This window comes from Streptomyces atratus (genome assembly GCF_014648655.1).
Lineage (GTDB): Bacteria > Actinomycetota > Actinomycetes > Streptomycetales > Streptomycetaceae > Streptomyces > Streptomyces atratus.
In genome coordinates this window covers 51,098-71,370 of sequence record NZ_BMRN01000030.1, presented here as the reverse complement: position 1 = coordinate 71,370, position 20,273 = coordinate 51,098, and the positions used below count along the sequence as shown (strand labels likewise).

The 20,273-nt window shown below is 67.1% G+C and carries 19 protein-coding genes, 1 tRNA gene and 1 pseudogene; 6 read left to right on the top strand and 15 right to left on the bottom strand.

From position 1 onward, the window contains the following. The first annotated feature begins 257 nt into the window (after nucleotides 1-257). Nucleotides 258-590, top strand: a complete 333-nt coding sequence (locus IEZ15_RS31875; RefSeq protein WP_189280454.1) for a hypothetical protein — start codon at nucleotides 258-260, stop codon at nucleotides 588-590. Nucleotides 591-623: 33 nt separating this feature from the next. On the opposite strand, the gene IEZ15_RS31870 is transcribed toward IEZ15_RS31875, so the two are convergent. The 5 genes from IEZ15_RS31870 to IEZ15_RS31850 form a co-directional block, all read right to left on the bottom strand. After that, nucleotides 624-696 (bottom strand) — tRNA-Ala (locus IEZ15_RS31870). Between the two features lie 313 nt (nucleotides 697-1,009). Beyond that, nucleotides 1,010-1,213, bottom strand: coding sequence for a cold-shock protein (locus IEZ15_RS31865; RefSeq protein WP_015613078.1), 204 nt, complete (start codon nucleotides 1,211-1,213; stop codon nucleotides 1,010-1,012). Nucleotides 1,214-1,538: 325 nt separating this feature from the next. Continuing rightward, the gene (locus IEZ15_RS31860) at nucleotides 1,539-2,141 is read right to left on the bottom strand and encodes a DUF1349 domain-containing protein (RefSeq protein WP_114242665.1); all 603 of its coding nucleotides are present in this window, start codon (nucleotides 2,139-2,141) and stop codon (nucleotides 1,539-1,541) included. A 111-nt stretch (nucleotides 2,142-2,252) separates the two neighbouring features. Then, a complete protein-coding gene (locus IEZ15_RS31855; protein WP_189280453.1) occupies nucleotides 2,253-2,837 on the bottom strand; it encodes a TetR/AcrR family transcriptional regulator in 585 nt (194 codons plus the stop codon). Between the two features lie 14 nt (nucleotides 2,838-2,851). After that, entirely contained in the window at nucleotides 2,852-3,430 is a 579-nt protein-coding gene (locus IEZ15_RS31850) for a sugar O-acetyltransferase (protein WP_189280452.1), read from the bottom strand. A gap of 236 nt (nucleotides 3,431-3,666) precedes the next feature. Between IEZ15_RS31850 and IEZ15_RS47285 the strand changes: the two genes are divergently transcribed. After that, the gene (locus IEZ15_RS47285) at nucleotides 3,667-3,840 is read left to right on the top strand and encodes a hypothetical protein (protein ID WP_189280451.1); all 174 of its coding nucleotides are present in this window, start codon (nucleotides 3,667-3,669) and stop codon (nucleotides 3,838-3,840) included. A gap of 191 nt (nucleotides 3,841-4,031) precedes the next feature. On the opposite strand, the gene IEZ15_RS31840 is transcribed toward IEZ15_RS47285, so the two are convergent. The 4 genes from IEZ15_RS31840 to IEZ15_RS31825 all read right to left on the bottom strand — a co-directional run bounded on the left by IEZ15_RS31840 (nucleotide 4,032) and on the right by IEZ15_RS31825 (nucleotide 7,315). Next, nucleotides 4,032-4,442 carry a VOC family protein gene (locus IEZ15_RS31840; protein WP_189280450.1) on the bottom strand — a complete coding sequence of 137 codons (411 nt, stop codon included), beginning with the start codon at nucleotides 4,440-4,442 and terminating at the stop codon, nucleotides 4,032-4,034. Nucleotides 4,443-4,514: 72 nt separating this feature from the next. Continuing rightward, on the bottom strand, nucleotides 4,515-4,907 hold the full coding sequence (locus IEZ15_RS31835) for a helix-turn-helix domain-containing protein (protein WP_189280449.1): 393 nt from the start codon (nucleotides 4,905-4,907) through the stop codon (nucleotides 4,515-4,517). A gap of 339 nt (nucleotides 4,908-5,246) precedes the next feature. Continuing rightward, nucleotides 5,247-6,506: an MFS transporter gene (locus IEZ15_RS31830; protein WP_189280448.1), complete on the bottom strand. Its 1,260-nt coding sequence runs from the start codon at nucleotides 6,504-6,506 to the stop codon at nucleotides 5,247-5,249. A gap of 50 nt (nucleotides 6,507-6,556) precedes the next feature. Beyond that, the gene (locus IEZ15_RS31825) at nucleotides 6,557-7,315 is read right to left on the bottom strand and encodes a GntR family transcriptional regulator (protein WP_114242673.1); all 759 of its coding nucleotides are present in this window, start codon (nucleotides 7,313-7,315) and stop codon (nucleotides 6,557-6,559) included. Nucleotides 7,316-7,801: 486 nt separating this feature from the next. On the opposite strand from IEZ15_RS31825, the gene IEZ15_RS31820 reads away from it, so the two are divergent. Then, nucleotides 7,802-7,987 (top strand): DUF6381 family protein, encoded by a 186-nt coding sequence (locus IEZ15_RS31820; protein WP_189280447.1) that lies wholly within the window; start codon nucleotides 7,802-7,804, stop codon nucleotides 7,985-7,987. Between the two features lie 866 nt (nucleotides 7,988-8,853). On the opposite strand, the gene IEZ15_RS31815 is transcribed toward IEZ15_RS31820, so the two are convergent. Continuing rightward, the gene (locus tag IEZ15_RS31815; protein WP_189280446.1) at nucleotides 8,854-10,704 is read right to left on the bottom strand and encodes a M4 family metallopeptidase; all 1,851 of its coding nucleotides are present in this window, start codon (nucleotides 10,702-10,704) and stop codon (nucleotides 8,854-8,856) included. A 257-nt stretch (nucleotides 10,705-10,961) separates the two neighbouring features. Here IEZ15_RS31815 and ctaD point away from each other — a divergent pair, with 257 nt between their 5' ends. Next, nucleotides 10,962-12,674: an aa3-type cytochrome oxidase subunit I gene (ctaD, locus tag IEZ15_RS31810; protein WP_189280445.1), complete on the top strand. Its 1,713-nt coding sequence runs from the start codon at nucleotides 10,962-10,964 to the stop codon at nucleotides 12,672-12,674. Then, nucleotides 12,671-13,060 (top strand): cytochrome c oxidase subunit 4, encoded by a 390-nt coding sequence (locus tag IEZ15_RS31805; RefSeq protein WP_189280444.1) that lies wholly within the window; start codon nucleotides 12,671-12,673, stop codon nucleotides 13,058-13,060. Before ctaD ends, IEZ15_RS31805 begins: the two co-directional genes overlap by 4 nt. Nucleotides 13,061-13,069: 9 nt before the next feature. On the opposite strand, the gene qcrB is transcribed toward IEZ15_RS31805, so the two are convergent. The 3 genes from qcrB to IEZ15_RS31790 form a co-directional block, all read right to left on the bottom strand. Next, nucleotides 13,070-14,710 (bottom strand): cytochrome bc1 complex cytochrome b subunit, encoded by a 1,641-nt coding sequence (gene qcrB, locus IEZ15_RS31800; protein WP_189280443.1) that lies wholly within the window; start codon nucleotides 14,708-14,710, stop codon nucleotides 13,070-13,072. Between the two features lie 577 nt (nucleotides 14,711-15,287). Next, nucleotides 15,288-16,718 (bottom strand): amino acid permease, encoded by a 1,431-nt coding sequence (locus IEZ15_RS31795; RefSeq protein ID WP_189280442.1) that lies wholly within the window; start codon nucleotides 16,716-16,718, stop codon nucleotides 15,288-15,290. Nucleotides 16,719-17,209: 491 nt separating this feature from the next. Then, on the bottom strand, nucleotides 17,210-18,055 hold the full coding sequence (locus IEZ15_RS31790) for a LysR family transcriptional regulator (protein ID WP_189280471.1): 846 nt from the start codon (nucleotides 18,053-18,055) through the stop codon (nucleotides 17,210-17,212). Nucleotides 18,056-18,109: 54 nt separating this feature from the next. Between IEZ15_RS31790 and IEZ15_RS31785 the strand changes: the two genes are divergently transcribed. Beyond that, on the top strand, nucleotides 18,110-18,937 hold the full coding sequence (locus IEZ15_RS31785) for an EamA family transporter (RefSeq protein ID WP_189280470.1): 828 nt from the start codon (nucleotides 18,110-18,112) through the stop codon (nucleotides 18,935-18,937). A 262-nt stretch (nucleotides 18,938-19,199) separates the two neighbouring features. Here the strand turns inward: IEZ15_RS31785 and IEZ15_RS31780 are convergent. Beyond that, nucleotides 19,200-19,573, bottom strand: a pseudogene (locus IEZ15_RS31780) (aldo/keto reductase); the annotation flags it as partial. A gap of 128 nt (nucleotides 19,574-19,701) precedes the next feature. Beyond that, the gene (locus tag IEZ15_RS31775; protein ID WP_189280441.1) at nucleotides 19,702-20,103 is read right to left on the bottom strand and encodes an HIT family protein; all 402 of its coding nucleotides are present in this window, start codon (nucleotides 20,101-20,103) and stop codon (nucleotides 19,702-19,704) included. Nucleotides 20,104-20,273 lie beyond the last annotated feature (170 nt).

The window sequence follows — 20,273 nt, the reverse complement described above, 5'->3', positions numbered from 1 at the left end:
TGGGATTCCCCCGTATCCGCAGGCAGTTCATGGGCACTCGCGACGTGGCAGCGGTACGGCTGCCCCCTGCACGTGAAGGGCCGCTTCGCGCAGTACGCGGCGCGAAGCGGCCGAGGCGTCGCGCGCGGCGCCCGCCCGCGGCTCCACCACGACACGCACTCAGGTTGACCGGCACACGGCAAGCGACCGACGGACAGAATCGAGGACTGATGAACGACAGGCGATCGGCGGCCCGTGGGGCGCGGAAATGACTCAAGGTGGGCGACCGCCGCTCGGCCCCGCCGTACTCGTGCCGGCCTCCCCCACGCCGCTCCGGCGGTCGGCTCGACGTCGCGACCGCGAACTGCGCCGAAGCACAAACTGAACTCAACGAATGCCTCGACCTCCCGGCCGACTGCCAGCAAGCTCCCGACCCCGTCCGGCGCCTCCTCGACCAGGCGTTCTTCAACGAGATCCGCATCATCGACACCGACGATGTCCCGCGCAGAGAAAGCCGGTCCTTCGCCGTCCTCCTCAACGAGGAGAACCAGCGAAGCGCCCGGCGCTACGTGACAACGACCAGCCCCAGACTCAGACACCCGACTGCATGAGGGCAGACGCGGGTTGGGCCATGAAGCGTCGGGTGGGGCCGACCGGATTCGAACCGGCGTCTTCCTACATGCCGTGAAGGCGCGACGACCGCTGCGCTACAGCCCCACCCTGCTCGTGATCCTAGAAGCCATCTGCGCTCCGTGCCTCCGGATTGTCCAAAGGGGTGTTCTCTGACCAACGGCTTGGCTCGCCGGGGCGCGGACCAGCATGACGCCGAGGATTGGCGACTGGCGCCTGTGCGCTCAGCGTGCGACTGAGCAGGGCGGCATGGAGCGGCTGCGGGTCCCGGGCCTTCTGTGCCCAGAGTCCTGCCGACGGTCTGCACGCCGCGGCCCGGGGCCCGTCCGATTGGGCCGATCGGGATGTGCCAGGCCCCCGGAGTGGATGCTCCGGGGGCCTGGCGGTGCCTGTCGCCGGATCAGGCGGCGGTGATGTTCTCCGCCTGCGGGCCCTTCTGGCCCTGGGTGATGTCGAAGGTGACGGCCTGGCCTTCCTGGAGCTCACGGAAGCCGGTGGAGTTGATGTTGGAGTAGTGCGCGAAGACGTCGGGGCCGCCGCCGTCCTGAGCGATGAAGCCGAAGCCCTTTTCCGAGTTGAACCACTTGACGGTTCCGCTGGCCATGCCGGTGCCTCTCAGTCGATAGTCGGATCCGCACCGCGCGGACCCGGAGGTGATCGCCCTGGTTCTCAGGCACTGCACAGCAAAGTGCCCGCGCCGGAGCGCGGGCAGGTACTGCGAACCACGACATCTGCCGGTGACACTACATGGCGAGACCGCCCATCACCAGAGAGCAATGAGTCATCAGCGATCCTGAGTTCAGAATTTCCGCCGACAGTCACGAAGCAATCCGGGCCCTGCCCGCGCGCGCATGAAAGTCGCGCGGCAGGAACGGGCTTGCTCCGAGCCGGAGGCCCTTCTGGCGCCAGGGTCGTGTCGACCCCCTGATCTACGATTCAGTCGGCTCGTGGAGTGATGCGTCGGCCGGCCCCTGACAGAAGCCGGTGAACCGCACTTTCAGGCCCTCTCGCTGTGGCGAGCAGCAGAAGGGGCCGGCTGATGCTGCTGCCTCGGGTGAGAGCGGGGCGAGCCGGACCATGCGCCAAGGGTCGTTGTCGCGGCGGGCCCGGATCGTCACGGCGTCGCCGTCTCGGCTGGCCCGGACGGTGATGTGATGCCCGTTCCAGTCAGGCACGGGGGCCAGGGACCAGTCGGAGTGGCCGCGGGTGACGACGGCGCCGAGGTGTGGGACGCCGTCCGTCATTTCCACGCCGGCCTTGATCCACGTCTGCTCGTCCACACGGACCATGAGTCCGGCCTGGTCGTAGAGGGTGTCGAAGTCGGCGACGAAGGTCACTTCGATGGCGCTGGTGTCCGGCAGGGCTGTCAGCAGTGCGTGCCCGTCGTCCCGAATGAAGCCATAGCTGGTGGTGCGCCAGAAGTCACTGTGGTTCCGGGTGGTGACCAGCAGCCCGGTGCTGTCGCTGATGGCGTCCAGGGGAGGGTTGAGCCAGGTCGCGTCGTCCCAGCCAATGGTGTTCTGGTTGCTCATGTGTCTGCTCCGTTGTGCGGGCGAGGAGGTCAGCCAGTGTTTTGGGGCGGCGAGGAGCGCCGGCACCGTGGTCAGGTGTGCTGCCGGTCAGGCGTCGCAGGGGCAGGGTGGTCAGGCGTCCGGCAGCGCGGCTGTCTGTGCGCCGGGGCCGCTGCCTGTGCTGGTGATACGGATGATGGCCTCGAGAGTGAGGGCGCGTTCGTGGGGTTCGGTGTCGAGGGCACGGTGAATGGACAGTCCTTCGATGAGGGCGTCGAGCTGACGGGCCGTTGCCGGGTCGAAGTGCCGTTCCAGGGCGCGGCGGCTGCGACGCATCCATTCCCGGGTCAGTTCCCGGTAGGTGGGCTTGCGTGCCGCGAGGGTGTACAGCTCGTGGGTGAGGACGAGTTCACGCTGGTTGCCGGTGGACAGGTGGTGGATGAGGTCCGCGACCGCTTCCCGTGCCTGGCCGGGTGTGGTGGCGGCTCCGAGTCGCTCCTCGAATACGGCGACGATGCTGCTGGTGAAGCGGATGAACGCCTCGCGCAGCAGCTCGTCCATGTCAGCGAAGTGGTAGGTCATCGACCCAAGAGGCACTCCGGCGCGGGCAGCGACCTTGCGGTGCGAGGTGCCTGCGACTCCCTCTTCCGCGATCAGGTCGAGCGCGCTGGTAATGATGTTTTCCCGCCGCTCGGGGTCGGTCCGTCCGGTTGCCACGGTGCTTCCTTGCGCTAGATCGAACGGATCACGCGGGCCGGGTTGCCCACAGCGACCACGTTGGCGGGAATGTCCTTGGTGACGACGGCTCCGGCACCGATGACGCTGTTGTCACCGATGCTCACCCCCGCCAGGACGATTGCTCCGCCTCCGAGCCAGACGTTGTCGCCGATCGTGATCGGCTTGGCGGCCTCCAGCTTGTCACGGCGCGGCTGCGGTTCCACGGGGTGGGTCGGGGTGAGCAGCTGCACGCTGGGGCCGATCTGGCAGTCCCGGCCGATGGTGATGGGAGCCACGTCCAGGGCGGTGAGGTTGTAGTTGATGAAGGTGTCCCGACCAACGGTGATGTGCGTGCCGTAGTCGACGAACAGCGGCGGTCTGATGTGGGCACCGGCGCCGAGATCACCGATGAGCTCCGCGAGGACGGGTCGCGCCGCTTCGGTGTCCTCCGCGTACGCGGCCTGGTACCGGGCGGCCAGGCGCACGGCCCGTTGCTGGGACGTCGCGATGTCGGGGTCGTCGGCGATGTAGAGGTCTCCGGCGAGCATCCGCTCGTGGTTGGTACGGGAGTCTCCCTCGAAGCAGTCAGGCATGCGTACGATCGTACACTCAGAGTGTACGTTCGTACGCACTGCTTCTCGTTTCGTCCGCTGAGGATTTGCTGCCGTGGATGCTGCTACTCACCGTTGACGTGCTGCGCTGTTCCTGTTCATGCTGACCGCTGGTACGGGCATGGCCTCGTGGGTGGCATGCGCCCCTGCCGTCCGGGACGGACCGGAGGTGTCCATCGGGGCCATGGTCCGGTGCCGTTCAGGCTGTCCATGGCCCCATGGGCGGGGTCACGGTCTCCGGAAGTCTCGTGCGCCGCTACGGAGGCAGGACGGTCATTGGCACCGGAGCCGCCCTGGTCGTCGCCGGCCTCCTCGTCGTCGCCGGGGCCACGGGCCTGCCGCTGACGGCCGGGGTGCTCTGTGCGGGTCGGCCCTGTTCGGCTTCGGCATGAGGCCGGCCGAGGTGGCTTTCGACGTCGAGGGCGCCGCCATCGAGAGTCTCACCGGCCGCCCCGTCCTGCCGGTGCTCCACGGATGCTTCAACCTGGGCACCGTTGTCGGCGCACTCCTCGGAACAGGGCTCACCGCGGCCCGGTTCCCCGTCTGCCGACGTCTGTCGGCCGACGGGTTGATCGGACACGCCTCATGCCCTCGGCTGGGTGAAGCGGATGCTGTTGCCGAAGGGGTCGCGAAGACCACAGTCGGTTCCGTACGGACGATCGGTGGGCTCCTCGGTGAACTCGACGCCCCGGCCCACCAGCGTCTCGTACGTCTTGCGGCAGTCGTCCGTGCTGAAGATGAGCGAGCCGCCCATCACTCCCTTGGTCACCAGCTCGCGGACCTGCTGCGCCGTCTCCTCGGACATCGCCGGGGCGCCCGGCCTCTCCAGCAGGATCTGGCGCTCCGGGTGACCCGGGACGCTGACGGTCAGCCAGCGCATGAAGCCCAGATCGATGTCGGCGTTGACCTCCAGACCAAGCTTTCCGACGTAGAAATCAAGGGCCTCGTCCTGGTCGAGGACATATACCTGCGAGTGCGTGATGGCGTTGAACATGCGCATCACGCTACCGGGCGAGCCGGACGAAAACTTATCCAAAACTGCTCAATGGACGGGCAGTGCGGACGCTCAGGCGCTCGGCCGCATCCACGCCATCGTGAAGCACGTCGGTACGCTCGTGGCCGCCGCTTCCTTGCGGTACGTCCTCGGTGACCGGCCGACGATATCGCGGAATGTGCGGCTGAAGGTTCCCGGGCTGCCGAAGCCGACTTGGAAGCAGATGTCCGTCACACTCCGGTCGGTCTCCCGCAACAGGAACATCGCACGCTCGACACGGCGGCGCTGCAAATAGCGGTGTGGCGTCTCACCGAACGTGGCCCGGAAGGTGCGCGTGAAGTGCGCCTGGGACACATGGGCGATCCGGGCCAGGGCCGGGACGTCCAGCGGCTGCGCGTAGGCGCGGTCCATCGCATCGCGTGCCCGAAGCATGCGGCGGTTGGTCTCTTCTGCAGCGCGGCTCACGGCGCCATCACACCACGGCTCGCCGCCGATCGTGGCAGATCCAGTGACCCATCCGCTCCCTCCCCTTTCCCGCACGAGGTGGCGCACCACGACGACCCACGCCAAGCAGTACTGCCGAAGTAATGCAACTGTCTTTGTGAGAATACTCGTTGGGCTTTCCATGGGGTGGAATGCGAGGCCGGAGGATGCCCGTCGTTGGTCAGCGGGTCCGACCGAGGTGCACGGCCGGTTCGTTCCACGATCCACGGCGACGTCCCCACACCGGACCGAACGCTCGGCTCCGCTGCCGGACATGGCCATCAAGGCCGATCCACCTCATGGTGCCAGCCGTTGCAAGCCTCAACCCACGAGTTCGGGATCTTCTCCCTTGGGCAATTCGCGCATGCTTCGAAGCGGTGACAGGAAGTACGGGATGATGCTCGACGTCATGCCGACGGCACCGATCCACAATGTAGCTTTTGCTCCGAACACAGCGCCCGAAGCTCCCCCCAAAAGCCCGCCGAGCGGAATACCGCCCCAGGACACGAACCGGGCTGTCGCGCTCATCCGGCCCAAGATCCGATCTGGTGTGAGGGTCTGCTGGAAGCTTGATTGAGCCACAAAGCGGATGACTCCGCCCAGGGAAAGGGACGCGAGTCCGAGCGCAGCCACATGCACGCTCCAACCCGGATGCGCCAACGGCATCAGGGCTGTCAGCGGACAGGTGACGAGTGGTGCGAGCCAGATGACCGGACCCTGCCCGACCCGCTTCGAGACCCTGGTTGCCGACAGCGCGCCCAGCAGGGCGCCGCAGCCCATTCCCGACAGAATGAGGCCGATACCGAAGGAGTCGAGGTTCATCTCCCTCTCCAAGAAGACCAGCAACATGGTTTGATACATGACCAGGAAGAGGTTGAATATCGCATCCCCCAGGATGATTGCACGCAGGACAGGATGCTTGAGAGCAAACTTCAACCCCTCTTTTATTTCTCGAAACAGTTGAGGGTGCTCACTCGACTCCGGCTTCTGTTCGCGTTTGCGGATACCGGTCGCGAGCAGACCCGACATCGCCATCCCGACCGAACTCACCAAAAGCGTTACAGGGGCTCCGAGCCAGCCGACGAGCGGCCCTGCCATCCCTGGTCCACTGATACTGGTCACCGAGCGTATCGCCGAGAGCTTTGAGTTTCCTTCAACGAGATTGCTGCGTCCCACCAGGTGCGGCAGATAGCTCACGTACGCGACGTCGAAGAAGACTGTCAGCACTCCATGAACCAACGCGACCGCGTAGAGCCACCAGATCGTCAGAAGCTCCGACCACCACGCCACCGGTATCGTCAAGAGGGCCACCGCCCTCGCGAGATCAGTGCTGATCATGACTGATCGTTTCCGCATACGGTCCACCCACGCACCTGCCGGCAGACCGACCAGGAGTGAGCCCGCCGTGGTCATCGCGGCCAGCAATCCAACCTGGAACTCGTCGGCATTCAATGCCACGATCGCAACCAGAGGCAACGCGAGAAAAATAATGCGATCACCCAGCTGACCGAGCGCGGTGGCGGCAAACAGCCGCCCGAAGTCCGGATCGCGCAGGATTCCGAGTCGGGAGGGTATTGGCATTCGAGTTACCTACTGTCGGATTTTAAATGCGGCTCTATTGGCTTCAACGGCTACGGCTGGTCGACCACGAACTCGTAGGCCACTTCCCGGCGCACGTCCGGAATGACGATGTCGGCGGTTTCCACCGGACGTCCGTCGGTGTCGTAGATGGTCCGCTCGATCTGGAGCACCAGGTCCCCGACGCTGATCCCCAGCAGGTTCGCCTGTGCCTGGGTGGCACGAGCCGGGCGCGGCAACTCGACCACGGTCTCGATGTCCACGCCGATGGAGCGCATGCGCTCAACCACCCCCTTTCCCGCGAGGGGACCCGCCTCGGGCAGTACGATCGGCGTTCCGTCCGTGATGGCCATCGGCTCCCAGGATTCGGAGAGCTGGACGGGTTGCCCGTCGGCGAGGAACTCGTAGTGCGTGTTGACGCAGAGGTCGCCAGGACTGATGGCGAGCCGCTCGGCGATTGCCTCGGGAGCGGGGACCCGTGTCTGGCTGTGCGAATCCCAGGCGCCGGCCTTGCCCCGCTCCTTCATACCGGCGAGGGAGGGGGAGCCGTCCCGGCGTTCGCGTTGCCGCGAGCGGACCATCCGCAGGCGCTCGCGCGGCGTGCGGACGTAGGTGCCCGAGCCCGCGCGTCCTTCGAGGAGGCCCTTGATGATCAAACGGTCCATGGCCCTCTGCGTGACGTTGCGCCCGACCCCGTACTCCTCGGCGAGCTGCGCCCGGGACGGCAGGCGCTCCCCGATCTCCCACTCTCCCGCGAGAATCCGTGCGCGCAGCGCGTCGGCTACTGCAAGGTACGGCGCCTCTCGGGGCATTGTGACCCTCCGGTTGCTCTGCTGCGCGGCAGCTGGTGATTCCAGGCGGCGTTGGCAAGCTACTGCACCAGGTGAAAGCTACTGGAGTAGAAATACGCTCGGTGTTCAAGCGGCTATGGAGGTTCGTGTGAACCCAACTGCTGCCGCTCGGGCAGCGGTACGGCAGTGGCGGGAAGAGGTGCCCCTTCACGTCTGCACTCCGGTGGTACTCACCACCGCAGTCACAGCCGGATGTCGCGACATCCTGTCCTCGCTCATGCCTTCCAGTCCACGGCGATGGCGGCCGGACCGCGACCGAATGATCCACCTGCCGAGGGTTTGGTCGGGAGACGCCGGCACAAAATGCAACGGCCCACACGTCCCGGCACGCGAGCAGGACGGGCTTGAGCTGTGGGGATAGCGGTGGGTGACTGTTCGAGATGCGTGGGTGCCAGGGCGCTGTTTCGCTGATGAGGCCCGCTCTTCCCGACAGATCCAGGAGTGATCATGAGCGTTGCAGGTGAATCCGGCCGTGCCCAGCAGATGCGTGCCAAGGCGCAGGAGATGAAGGACGAGGCCGCGCGCACCTCGGACCCGAAGGAGCGTAAACGGCTGACGGACCAGGCCCGCCGACTGCAGGAGCAGAGCGAGCAGGAGAGCCGCGGCGGCAACCAGGGCATGGACCCCATGTAGCCGGCCCCCGCCAAACACGCCGGCCGGTGTTCGCCAGTGCTCTGAGCTCCGGAGAACACCGGCCGGACCATGTGTCACGTCCGCCGCGGGCGCCCGCATTGTGTGCCGGGCAGCTCTTCACACTCCCGGCCATTGGCTTCAGCGGCCGGCGCATGAGCGGTACCGCGTAGCAGTCGGGCCGGCGTTGCGCACCGGCAGTGAGCCGCCGCGACCCAGCGTCGCCGTGTCGACCGCGACACGTAGTGCCCCGGCCTCAGCAACACGAAGCGGTCTCGCCTATTGGGCGTGGCCCTTTCGCGTTTCCGGCCCGGCCTCCTCGGCGACCGGCCGCGGACAAGCGAAAGCCCTGCCGCCGCGGGACGGCGAGGCTGCAACCGGTGTGACAGGAGAGCACCGCCGATGCCGATGTGCCACGCTGTACGTCTTCACCGAGGCCGCAGAACTCGATCGCGACCGCGCCCGGGGTGGGTGGGCCCGGCTCCATGCCGTCCAGGCTGCGTTCTGTGGCCGCCGCCACGGATTCCGCAGCACCGGCAACGGATCACGGTTGGATTGGCAGCGCGAATTCGTCGACCGCTTGGCGGAGTTGCTCACGGAACGCACTCGTTGATCACCTGTGTGTGGGTGCCGTCGGCCGGGTGCGGCCCGTTCTCCCGACCGGCTCAAGGCGGAGGCCCTGGACAGCACCCGCCCGAGTCGACGGTCGTGCGTGTCCACGAGCGCAACGGTTCGTCGTGGTGCACCGAGCGGCGTCACAGGTCCGGTACGCACTGTCGTCGCCAGGAAGTTGACGAGCGTTTGGTTGCTCGTACGCGAAGAGGTGGTCACCGGAAGGTCCGGTGACCACCTCCGGCGTGTGGCGGATGCTACTCGCAGGTGCCCGCGAACGTCCCGCGCGTCACCACGTCCGTCGCAGCGGCTGTGGTGTCCAGCCAGACGATCCGCTGTCCGTCACCGAGCGACGGGGCCAGCTGCGAACCGGAGGAGCAGGAAGCGAAGCTGAAGTTGTTCAGCCCGGCCAGCACGTCCTCGGTCCTGGAGACCTTCACATTGGTCGGACCGCTCCAGGCGCCGAGAGCGCCCCAGATGTCGTACGTCGAGTAGGCGAAGTACTCGTCGCTGACCGAGAACTGAGCGACGTACAGACTCTTCGGGTAGGTCAGGCTCTTCATTTGGGTCACGTCTGCGGCCGGTGTCGATCCGATGGTGGTGCTCGGGATCAGGAACCCGCCGCTGATGCGGTAGAAGACGCGGTCCGAGGTGAGCTGGATGTCCGAGATGCTGTTGAACAGGAAGCCGGGGATCCGCTTGTTCTGGGTCGTCCCCGTGGCGATGTCGTAGACGTACAGGTACGTCCCGTCGCCGCCGGCCCAGGCGATGGTGCCGTTCTTCATGGCGAGGCGCGAGGCCTTGGTCCCGGCTTCGGGCGTCACGTTGACCGTGGTGCCGTCGGCCTTCAGGAGCATGACATCCTGCTCGCCATCGGCAGTGGTGCTGATGTAGGCGAGGGCACCGTTCTCGGTGACCGGCTCGGTCTCGTCGGCGTCCGGGGTGTCGACCAGCTTCTTGATCGCGCCCTGACCCTTGTCTCCGGCCCGGTAGATGCCGACGCCGGCGGCGGAGATCCGGGTGAAGACGACACGCTCGTCGTCGAGGGACGGGTCCATCAGGTAGGCGTCCGACTGCGCCAGCTCGTGCTGGGGAGTTTTACCGAAGCGTCCGACTGTGATGCCGAAGGCGGCACCGCCCTCGCCCCAGGCGATCGCGTCACCGTGGCCGATGGCGTAGACATCGCCACTGATCTGGGCGGCCTGCTCGTCGATGCCGCTGTAGACCTCGTAGGCGGGCAGGACGTCGGCGCCGATGGTGGTGCCGTCATGGGTGCCGGCCTTCTGCTCCCATCCCTCCTCGATGCCGTGGTCGTCGAAGGCCCGGCCGATGGTGTCGAGTTCGGCAGCGGAGACCTTCAGGGACCTCGCGGCCAGGGTGACCGCATTGCGCATGTCGGTGTAGCCGGACAGTGGCGTGAGATAGTTCTGGCTCGCCCGGTAAATGATCCGGTCGGCGAGGTCCGCGTCGATGTTCTTGCGGATGTCCCACAGTGCGCCACCGACGATGGTGGAGTTGTGGTGCACACCGCCGTTGTCGATGTCGAGCGTGATGGGCTCGTAGTCCTTCTGCGCGTTGCGACCGTCGTTGAGGTCGCGCAGCGCACACTCCTCCAGCGGCTTGGTGCCGTTGCAGAGGTACTCGCCGATGAGGCCGGACGTCGGGTCGCTCATCGCGACGCCCTTGTCGGCGGTTTCCATGGCATTGCCGAAGTAGTCGGAGATCGCCTCGTTGAGCGCGCCCGACTGGTTCAGGTAGACGAGGCCGGCGGTGTGCTCGGTGACGCCGTGGGTCATCTCGTGGCCGACCACGTCCAGGCCCACGGACAGCGGCACACCGTCCATGTGGCCGTAGACCATCTTGGAGCCGTCCCAGAAGGCGTTGGCGTAGTCCTTGCCGTTGTTCGCGACGTTGACGACGGAGTAGATCGTGCCGCCCTTGCCGTCGACGCCGTCACGGCCGAGCTTGTCCTTGAGATATTCGTAGACCTTCGAGGCGTTCAGGTGTGCGTCGACGGCGCCGGACGATGTGTTGGTGGCGTCGAACCGGTCGCTCGCGGAGGTCGCCAGGGGAACCGCCCGGTTCGCGGGCCGGCCGCAGGGCCACAACAGCTGGTCCGCTGCAGGGCCCAGCCGCGTGTTCCCGCCCGGACAGACGCGCCGTCACCCGGTCCGCCCCGGCGCCTGCACCAGACATGACGACGGTCCGGCCCATGACCGACGGGCATCCTGGACGCTGCGGGCGGCTGGGACACCCGATCGGAGCACCGGTGAACCGGTGAAATTCGAGGTGTCACCGCCAGTCGTACGGGCCGTCCATGGTGGCAGGCTCCACCATCGAGTCAACCGGGAGGGACGGATAACCGATGGCGCAGGACCTGCAGGAAGCCCCGCCGGCCGAGCCGGCGGCCAACAAGCGCATCAATGCCGGTGTGAGGCTCATGGGCTGGCTGACGACCACGGACCACAAGGTCATCGGCAATCTCTACATGGTCACCGCGTTCGGGTTCTTCCTGCTGGCCGGGGTGATGGCCATGCTCATGCGAGCGGAGCTGGCCCGGCCAGGACTCCAGATCGTCAGCGCAGAACAGTACAACCAACTGTTCACCATCCACGGCACCATCATGATGCTGCTGTTCGCCACGCCGATGTTCGGCGGCTTCGCGAACGCGATCATGCCACTCCAGATCGGCGCGCCCGACGTCGCCTTCCCCCGCCTCAACGCGCTCACCTACTGGCTCTTCCTCTTCGGCGGAATCATCGTGGTGTCCGGCTTCGTGGTGCCCGGCGGCGCGGCACACTTCGGCTGGTTCGCCTACGCTCCGCTGAACAGTGCCGTCTTCTCGCCCGGCGCCGGCGGAGACCTCTGGACCATGGGCCTGGTGCTGTCGGGGATCAGTACGACCCTGGCATCGGTCAATTTCATCACCACGATCGTCTGTCTGCGCGCCCCGGGTATGACCATGTTCCGGATTCCGATCTTCACCTGGAATATTCTGTTCACCTCGATCCTCGCGCTGCTCGCGTTTCCGGTGCTCGCTGCCACGCTGCTCGTCCTCGAGGCCGACCGGAAGTTCGGGGCGCATGTTTTCGACTCCGCGAATGGCGGGGCGCTGCTGTGGCAGCACCTGTTCTGGTTCTTCGGACATCCCGAGGTCTACATTGTCGCGTTGCCCTTCTTCGGAGTGGTGAGCGAGATCATTCCCGCGTTCAGCCGGAAGCCGATGTTCGGGTATTTCGGAATGGTGATGGCCACGATCAGCATCACCATGCTCTCGGCGGTTGTCTGGGCCCACCACATGTTTGCGACGGGAGCCGTTCTCCTGCCCTTCTTCTCCGCCATGTCGTTCATCATCGCCGTGCCCACCGGTGTCAAGTTCTTCAACTGGATCGGCACCATGTGGCACGGCAGTATCTCGTTCGAGACACCCATGCTCTGGGCGATTGGCTTCCTCGTGACTTTTCTCCTCGGCGGCCTCAGCGGAGTGCTGATCGCCTCACCCCCGCTGGACTTCCATCTCACCGATTCGTACTTCATCGTCGCCCACCTCCATTACGTGCTCTTCGGAACAGTGGTCTTCGCGATGTTCGGCGGCTTCTACTTCTGGTGGCCCAAGTTGACCGGACGCATGCTGGACGAACGCATCGGACGTCTTCATTTCTGGACCTTGTTCGTCGGCTTTCAGCTGACCTTCCTGGTCCAGCACTGGCTGGGTGAGGCCGGAATGCCCCGGCGTTACGCCGACTATCTCGCGGTGGACGGCTTCACCTTGCTCAATACGGCCTCGTCCATCGGCTCCTTTCTGCTGGGCCTGTCGACACTGCCATTCCTGTACAACGTGTGGCACACCAGCCGCTACGCGCCGAAGGTCGAGGTGGACGACCCGTGGGGGTTCGGCCGTTCCCTGGAGTGGGCGACCTCCTGCCCGCCTCCGAGGCACAATTTCCGGGCTTTGCCTCGCGTACGTTCCGACTCGCCGGCCTTCGACCTGCACCACCCCCTCACACCAGAGAAGCCGGGCCTCGGCCGAGGCGGGCCCCACTCCACATCGGGCGCCTCGGAGGAGTCGGGCGAATGAAGACCGAGGCCGTTCTCTTCGCCGGAGTCGCGGGGTTCTTTCTCGTGACCGATGTTCTCTACGCCGTGTGGTCCCGGGATCCGACAGGCACGGCGGCTCTGACCATCTCGTTCCTCATGGCGTCGCTGGTCACGTTCTTCTTCGCCACCAACTACCGGAGGAAGGGCCTGCGCCCCGAGGACCGCGGGGACGGAGACATCCATGAGCGGTCCGGCCCGGTGGACTTCTTTTCTCCGCACAGCATCTGGCCGTCGCTGACAGCCGCAGGGATGGCCGTGCTCGCTCTCGGTGTGGTGTTCGGTCTGTGGCTCTTCCTGATCGGGCTGGGCGTGGTCCTGGCAGGGGTGTTCGGAATGGTCTTCCAATACGCGCGCGCCCAGGACTGAGGACGGTTCTCAGCCCTCGGGCCCGCGGACCGGCTCCGGCGGCGCGGTCCGCTCGGCGATCCGGGACCTTTGCTCGTCCGTGGCGGGCAGTTCCACGCGGTCCCCGTAGTACCAGCCGCTCAATACGGACCGAAGCCGTCGCCGACGCGAGACCGGGCCCTCCGCGGGGAGCTCCAGGGGCGTCGGGACATCACGCATCAGGATGCGGTAGCGGGCTGTCGGGCTCAGGCCGCGGTGGCTCTCCGAGAGGTCGCCGTTCATCGACTGGGTCACCTGGCCGGTCTCCTCGCCCTCGGTCAGCCGGCGGCGGTCCCGCATCTGAAGGGCCAGGCAGAGGCGTTTGGTCAACGCGAAGGCCAGGAGCGGAGCAGCGATCAGCGCGGTTCTGAGGATCCAGGTCATGGCCTCGACCGAAACCCTGAACGAGAGGGCGACGACGTCGTTGCCGCCGGCGACCAGGAGAACGGCGTAGAAGACGATGGCCGCCACGCCGAGCCCCGTACGGGTCGGCCGGTTGCGCGGCCGGTCGCACAGATGGTGTTCCCTGCGGTCGCCCGTCACCCACTTCTCGAAGAAGGGATAGAGAAACAGCACTGTGAAGACCACGCCCGGCAGCACAACCGCCGGAATGAACACATTCCACATGATGGTGTGCCCCGCGATGTCGGTCTCCCACGGCGGCATCAGCCGGAGCGCGCCCTCCAGGAACCCGACATACCAGTCCGGCTGTGCGTTACCGGAAACCTGGTCGGCGCGGTAGGGGCCGTAGTTCCATACTGGGTTGATCTGGGCGAGCGCGCCCAGCAAGGTCAGTACGCCGAACACCATGAGGAAGAAACCTGTGGTCTTCGCGGTGAAATGAGGAAACGCCGGTGAGCCGACGGCGTTCTCATTGGTCTTCCCCTGACCCGCCCAGTGCGTGTGTTTGAGGTAGACCACCAGGATGAGATGAGCGGTGATCAGCGCCACAATCAGGCCGGGCACGAGCAGGACATGCACGGGATACAGACGGGGGATCACGTCATGGCCCGGGAACCCTCCGCCGAAGACGAACAGCTCCAAGTACGTTCCGACGACAGGGATCGACCCCACGATGGTGGCCGCCGTCCTCAGGCCCGTACCGGACAGCAGGTCGTCGGGCAGCGAGTAGCCCGCGAATCCTTCGAGGAGCGCGAGTACGAACAGTGTCACGCCCACGATCCAGTTGGCCTCCCGCGGTTTGCGGAAGGCGCCGGTGAAGAAGATCCGCAGCATATGGACGGCGATCGCTGCGACGAAAACCAGCGCCGCCCAGTGGTGGACCTGACGGATCAGCAGGCCCCCGCGCACGGCGAAGCTGATGTCGAGGGTGGTGGTGTAGGCCTGCGTCATCCTCACGCCTTGAAGGGGCGCATAGGAGCCGGTGTAGACGCTCTCCATCATGCTCGGGTCGAAGAACAGGGTGAGGTACACGCCGGTGAGGAGCAGGACCACGAAGGAGTAGAGGGCGATCTCGCCGAGGAGGAAAGACCAGTGGTCCGGAAAGGCCTTGCGCAGCAACTGCCTGGCCAACTCGCTGACGGGCAGGCGCGCATCCACCACACCGTATCCACTGACCGCCGCCTGCCCGGCCCGGGCCTTCAGCTGCGCCTTACGCCTCCGCAGGGGCATGCACCACTCTCCCGTCGATCTTCCTTCCACCCCCCGCCCCCATTGTCCCGGTTCGCCCTTTGTGGGTAACGCATTACTCGAAGGGACTACGCAGAATCGCGGGATCGGCACCTGATCGGCCGACTTGGTCCTGACGTGCAGTGTGGGGCCGGGCCGGTGCGTCGGGCCCACCCGCGAACGATGTGCGGGGTCCCGCCGCCGCAAAGGGATGATGCGCGTTGCCCCGCCACCCTCGACGGCATGACTCCGTTCACCCAACCGGCGATCTCCATGGGCAGTCGGCGGAACTCTGAAACGTCGGCGACTTCCTCCTCAGCCGGCCGTCTCCGCGCACATCCGGTCCGCGTCATACCTCCACACGACGGGAACCCTCAGAACCCCGGCGCCCACGGCCGCCACACCGCCGGTCTTCCGCGAGTGGGATGCGAGGTGTGCGCCACCGGCGTGCAGTGACCCGCATGCGGGCCTGCCCCGCGCGACCGCACAGACCGGATGACCTGCCGGCACGTCGAGCACATGCGCTCCAACGCGCCCGCCCGCACCTGGCCGATCGGCTGACCAGTCCCCCGCCGAGGCCTCAGGCGCGCGCTTTGCGGGCCGACATCCATGCGTAGACCAGGACACCCGCGAAGAGAAACAGCACGCCCTGGTAGACGGCTGCGTAGCCGGAGCCCGCCAGGAGCCACATGGAGAAGCCGAAGGCGGCGAGCGCGAGCACGGCGTCACGGGCGAGGCGAGCCGGGCGGACCCGGTCATGCTGTCCCGAGACGAGGAAGTACAGCTGGGCCGCCGTCGCCAGAAGGTATGGGACGGTCGCGGTGAAGGTCGTGACCAGCACCAGGATCTCGAACACCCGGGCCGTCCCGGCCATGTAGTTGTAGACAGTCAGCAGCGAGGCGAGGACAACCGTGACAGTCACGCCGAAGGTCGACACTCCGCGCCGCTTCACCGCGAAGCGCGCCGGAAACAGGCCGTCGCGGGCGGCGGCGTACGCGGTCTGGGCGCTCAGCAGCGTCCAGCCGTTGAGCGCGCCCACGATCGACACCAGCGCCGCGCAGGCGACCGCCATGCCGCCCCATGTGCCGCCGAACATGGCGTTGACGGCGTCGGTGAAGGGGGCGCTGGAGGTGAGCAGCTTGTCGTGCGCGACGGTACCGAAGACGGCGAGAGTACCCAGCAGGTACACCAGCGCCGCGCCGAGCGTGCCGAGGACGGTCGCCCGCCCGACGTTGCGCCGCGGGTTACGCACCTCACCCGCGCTGACCGCCGCCGACTCGACGCCGAGATAGCTGAAGAGCAGGATCGCGGCGGACGCGGAGACCGCGCCGAGCGCGCCCCCTTCGCCGGCCTGGAAGGGACCGAGGTTGTCCGGATCGAAGAAGAACAGCCCACCGATCGCGACCAGCAGCAGGGGGACGAACTTCAGCACGGTGGAGACGAGCTGCACCGCGCCGACGTAACGGGTTCCGGCGAGGTTGGCGAGAGCCGGCAGCCACTGCACGACGAGTGCGGCGCTCATCATCAGCCACGGCGAGCCGTGCAGGGGCAGCAGCACGTCCAGGTAGCCCACGGCGGTGACGGCGAGCGCCGCGTTGCTCACCCAGGAGGTGATCCAGTACGACCAGGCGGCCAGGAATCCCGCGAAATCGCCGAAGGCCTCGCGCACGTAGACGTACGGCCCGCCGGTGCGCGGGTCACGCTGCGCGAGCCGTCCGAAGACGAGAGCGAGCGCGATGGCCCCGACGGTGAGCACGCCGAAGGCGACGAGGCTGATGGTGCCGTACGGGGCGACGGACACGGGGAGCAGGAAGATGCCGCCGCCGATGATGTTGCCCATGACCAGCGCGGTGGCGACCGGAAGCCCGAAGCGCCGGGCGTGCCGGCTGCCCCCTTCCCGCTCCGGGGACGGAAGGTGCCCCGTCCGGGCTGGGTCGGGGCCTTGGGTCGGGGCCGGAGCGGGGCCGCCCGGGGCCGGAGCCGATTGCGAGACGGTTCCGGTGTCGTGCATGGGGATGGTGCGCCTTTCATCGTGCTGGGTACCGTCGCCTGCCCCGGCGAGGCAGCGCCACGGCCCCCCGGCCCGTGCAGCGGCGGCCCAGCGTGCGGGCGCACGCCAGCTGCGGGTACCGCCGGGGGAAGCTTCCATGCTCGGTTATCAAACACCGCACAACAAATCGCCGGTGAATGTCCACCGAGGTACCGGCCGCGACCGAAAATCGGACGGAACTGAGCCCGCACGACCGCGCATCCTTCTCCGCACCGTCGGAATGAACCGCCCCGAGGAGTTGCGATCGGCGCGCGCGTCGGCCGAGCGCCGTATTCCCGTAGCCGCCGAGGCACCGGCGTCATCTGCCACCGGCCCGCAGTCCCTGGGCAGGGCGCCTGCAGCGTTCCGGCCCCTGGGGACGACCGGCAAACCGACTCGCGGGCCTCCGGCGGTGACTCCGGACGTGCCGCCCCAGCAGAACCGGTTCCAGGCTCCGTGTCGAGAGCTCGGTGTCAGGCGTCTTCTCGGTAGAGGTCGGAGAGCAGGGCGACGGCAGCGTGAGTAGCAGGGTGGGGGTCATGCCGGCGCCAGATGAAGTGGACAGGCACGGGGTCGGCGTCACGCAGGGGCCGGTAGGTGATGCCGTCACGGCGGTACTGGGTGGCGGTGGCCTGTGGCGTGACGCCGACGCAACGGCCGGTGGCGATGGCGGCCAGCCAGTCGTCGATGTCCTGGGTGTTCTCCACGGCGGGGCGGAAACCTTCGGGCCACAGGTCCAGGGTGGTTGTGCCGGTGCGGCGGTCGACGACGAGGGTGCGCTCGCGGATTTCCTCCAGCCGGACACTGCGACGCCTGGCCCATGGGTCGTCTGAGGCCAGGGCCACACAGCGGCGCTCCTGGCCGACAAGGGCGTGGGCATAGCGGCGGGTGTCGATGGCGGTGCGGACGACGGCCAGGTCGCACAGGCCCTCGGCCAGGCCACCGGTGGGGGTGTTGTGGCGGATCAGGTGCAGTTCGACATCGGGGCGGCGGTCGTGCCAGCGCCGCTGGAACTCGGTGGTGTGGCGGCCCATTGCCGACCAGGCGTGGCCGACGCGCAGGCGGGTGTGGCCAGTGGTGGCCAGGCGCACCAGTTCATCGGCGTCGGCGAGCAGGTGGCGGGCGCCGGCGAGTACCTGTACACCGGCGGTGGTGGGGGTGACGGTACGGCTGGTGCGGTGCAGCAGCCGTACGCCGAGGATTCGCTCCAGCGCAATCAGGGTGCGGGAGACCGCGGCCTGGGAAACACCGAGCTCGATCGCTGCATCGGTGAAGCCGCCGGTGTCGACGATGGTGACCAGGCAGCGCAGGTGCCGCAGCTCAAGCTCCGTTCACCTTCGATGGACCCGCCCCGGTTGTCCGGGATCGCCCTGATGCTGGGCAGCGGTCTGTCCAATCAGGTCGGAGCGTCGGTGGCCGCCCTCGCCTTCCCGGTCCTCGGACCGGTAGGCGTTGTGGCGGTGCGCCAGTGGGTGGCCGCCGCAGTGCTGCTGGGCGCGGGCCGGCCGAAGCTGCGGTCATTCACCACCGCGCAATGGCGGCCGGTGCTGGGCCTGGCGGCGGTGTTCGCCGCCATGAACCTCACGCTGTACATGGCGATCGACCGGATCGGTCTCGGTCTCGCGGTCACCCTGGAGTTCCTCGGCCCGCTCACCGTGGCGCTGGCCGGCTCCCGCCGCCGTACCAATCTGGTCGGCGCCCTCGCCGTCGCTGCGGCCGTGGTGGTCCTCACGCGTCCCCGGCCGAGCACCGACTACCTCGGCATCGGTCTGGCCCTCCTCGCCGCCGTCTGCTGGGGCTGTTACATCCTGCTCAACCGCACCGTGGGCAAGCGCCTGCCAGGTCTGCAGGGCTCGGCCGCGGCTGCGGCCGTCTCCGGCCTGCTCTACCTGCCCGTAGGCGTCGCAGTCCTGTGGCTCCACCGCCCCACCGTCCCTGCTCTGCTGTGCGCGCTGGTCGCCGGAGTGCTGTCCTCCGCCGTGCCGTTCCTGGCTGACCTGCTCGCGCTGCGCCGGATCCCGGCCCACTTTTTCGGGATCTTCATGAGCGTCAACCCGGTGTTCGCCGCCCTGGTCGGCCTGCTCGTGCTGGACCAGCACATCGACATGGCATCGTGGCTGGCCATCGCCGTGATCGTAACCGCCAACGCCCTCGCCGTGGGCACAGTCGCTCAGCACCCCAAGGAGAAGCAGGCCCCATAGAGGTACTCACCGATCACACCCACCCGGAGCCTGTCTCGTTCAACGCCGCCGTCAAGGACACCACCATCGGCATCAAGGTCGTCGGCGCCCTTTTCGAAGGGCGGACCGCATCGTCCAACCCGACCAGGATGGCGTAGCGCCCGCTCGCACCCGTGACCAGGGCGGCCGCCCGCCCCGAGCACGACTCCGGGACATGGAACCCAGCCCGCCTGTCAGTCGGCTTCAACGGTGAGTGTCTGGTGCAGTGCGGCAAGGCCCTGGGGTCGTCTCCGTAGAAGTCCTGAGCGACATCGTGCACCCACACGATGTCGAGGCGGTCGGTCCTGAGGCGCTCGAGGCTGTCCTCGATGGAGTGCAGGGTGGCTTCGGCGGTGTAGTCGTTGACCATCTTGTTCGGACGGCCGTGCTCGAAGAGTCCGCCCTTCTTGCCGAGGTCCCGGGCAGCAGGGTCCTCGATCTCGCCGAGGACGACGCGGCCCACCTTCGTACTGAGGACGAACTCGTCGCGCGGGTGCTGTGACAGTACGTCGCAGAGACCGGCGCCGTAGAAGGTGCGGTGTCGAAGTAGCGGATGCCCTGGTCCCAGGCGGCCTCGACGGTGGCCGCAGCCTCTTCGTCGGGGATGGCGCGGAACATGTTGCCGAGCGGAGCGGTACCGAAGCCGAGCGCACCAGCAGCGGCATCGCACTGGGCCTGGGGAACGAGACTGTCGCGGCTGCGGCGACCGTCTGGGGCCGGGCCACGCGGCAGCGCCCCAGCGCCGCCTACTCGCTGTCGGCCATCCAGCCCTCGGAAAGTGCCGCACGCAAACGTTCGCCCATCGCAGCAGACTCCTCGTCCGTGACGGACAGCACGCCATTCTCGGCCATCAAAGCGTGAAACTGCTGTTGCCGGTACGGGGTTCCCACAGGAAGGCCGGCGATATGCCAATGAAGATGTGAATTCCCCTGCTGCCTTCCAAGCGACAGCAGGTACGTACGCTCGGGCTTCATCACCGTCTCCACCGCCAGGGCCACCTTGCGGACCACCGACATCAGTCGCAGGTAGGCAAACTCATTCAGATCGCGAACAGCGTGCTCGATGTGAGCATTTGGGGCCACGAGCACCTTCCCCGGCGTTGTCGGATACCGGTCAAGGAAGGCGACATGCTGGTCGTCCTCATACACCGTGACGTGCGCGGGCGGTCGGCGTCCCTGAACGCGGTATGCAGGGTGTCCGGGGTGTCATAGTCACCGAAGCGTATCCGGACTCCTCGGGAGGCGAGGTGCGCGGCCGGGCTGGACCTCGGATATGGCTGCCCGGGTTGATCCGCCCCGGACCAACAGCAGAACCACCA

Bases quoted from the DNA above. Each gene is read 5' to 3' on its own strand.
- IEZ15_RS31865 (WP_015613078.1), bottom strand. From the start codon at position 1,213: ATGGCCAGCGGAACCGTCAAGTGGTTCAACTCGGAAAAGGGCTTCGGC.
- IEZ15_RS31860 (WP_114242665.1), bottom strand. From the start codon at position 2,141: ATGAGCAACCAGAACACCATTGGCTGGGACGACGCGACCTGGCTCAAC.
- IEZ15_RS31850 (WP_189280452.1), bottom strand. From the start codon at position 3,430: ATGCCTGACTGCTTCGAGGGAGACTCCCGTACCAACCACGAGCGGATG.
- IEZ15_RS47285 (WP_189280451.1), top strand. From the start codon at position 3,667: ATGGGCGGGGTCACGGTCTCCGGAAGTCTCGTGCGCCGCTACGGAGGC.
- IEZ15_RS31840 (WP_189280450.1), bottom strand. From the start codon at position 4,442: ATGTTCAACGCCATCACGCACTCGCAGGTATATGTCCTCGACCAGGAC.
- IEZ15_RS31830 (WP_189280448.1), bottom strand. From the start codon at position 6,506: ATGCCAATACCCTCCCGACTCGGAATCCTGCGCGATCCGGACTTCGGG.
- IEZ15_RS31825 (WP_114242673.1), bottom strand. From the start codon at position 7,315: ATGCCCCGAGAGGCGCCGTACCTTGCAGTAGCCGACGCGCTGCGCGCA.
- IEZ15_RS31820 (WP_189280447.1), top strand. From the start codon at position 7,802: ATGAGCGTTGCAGGTGAATCCGGCCGTGCCCAGCAGATGCGTGCCAAG.
- ctaD (WP_189280445.1), top strand. From the start codon at position 10,962: ATGGCGCAGGACCTGCAGGAAGCCCCGCCGGCCGAGCCGGCGGCCAAC.
- IEZ15_RS31805 (WP_189280444.1), top strand. From the start codon at position 12,671: ATGAAGACCGAGGCCGTTCTCTTCGCCGGAGTCGCGGGGTTCTTTCTC.
- qcrB (WP_189280443.1), bottom strand. From the start codon at position 14,710: ATGCCCCTGCGGAGGCGTAAGGCGCAGCTGAAGGCCCGGGCCGGGCAG.
- IEZ15_RS31795 (WP_189280442.1), bottom strand. From the start codon at position 16,718: ATGCACGACACCGGAACCGTCTCGCAATCGGCTCCGGCCCCGGGCGGC.
- IEZ15_RS31785 (WP_189280470.1), top strand. From the start codon at position 18,110: ATGCTGGGCAGCGGTCTGTCCAATCAGGTCGGAGCGTCGGTGGCCGCC.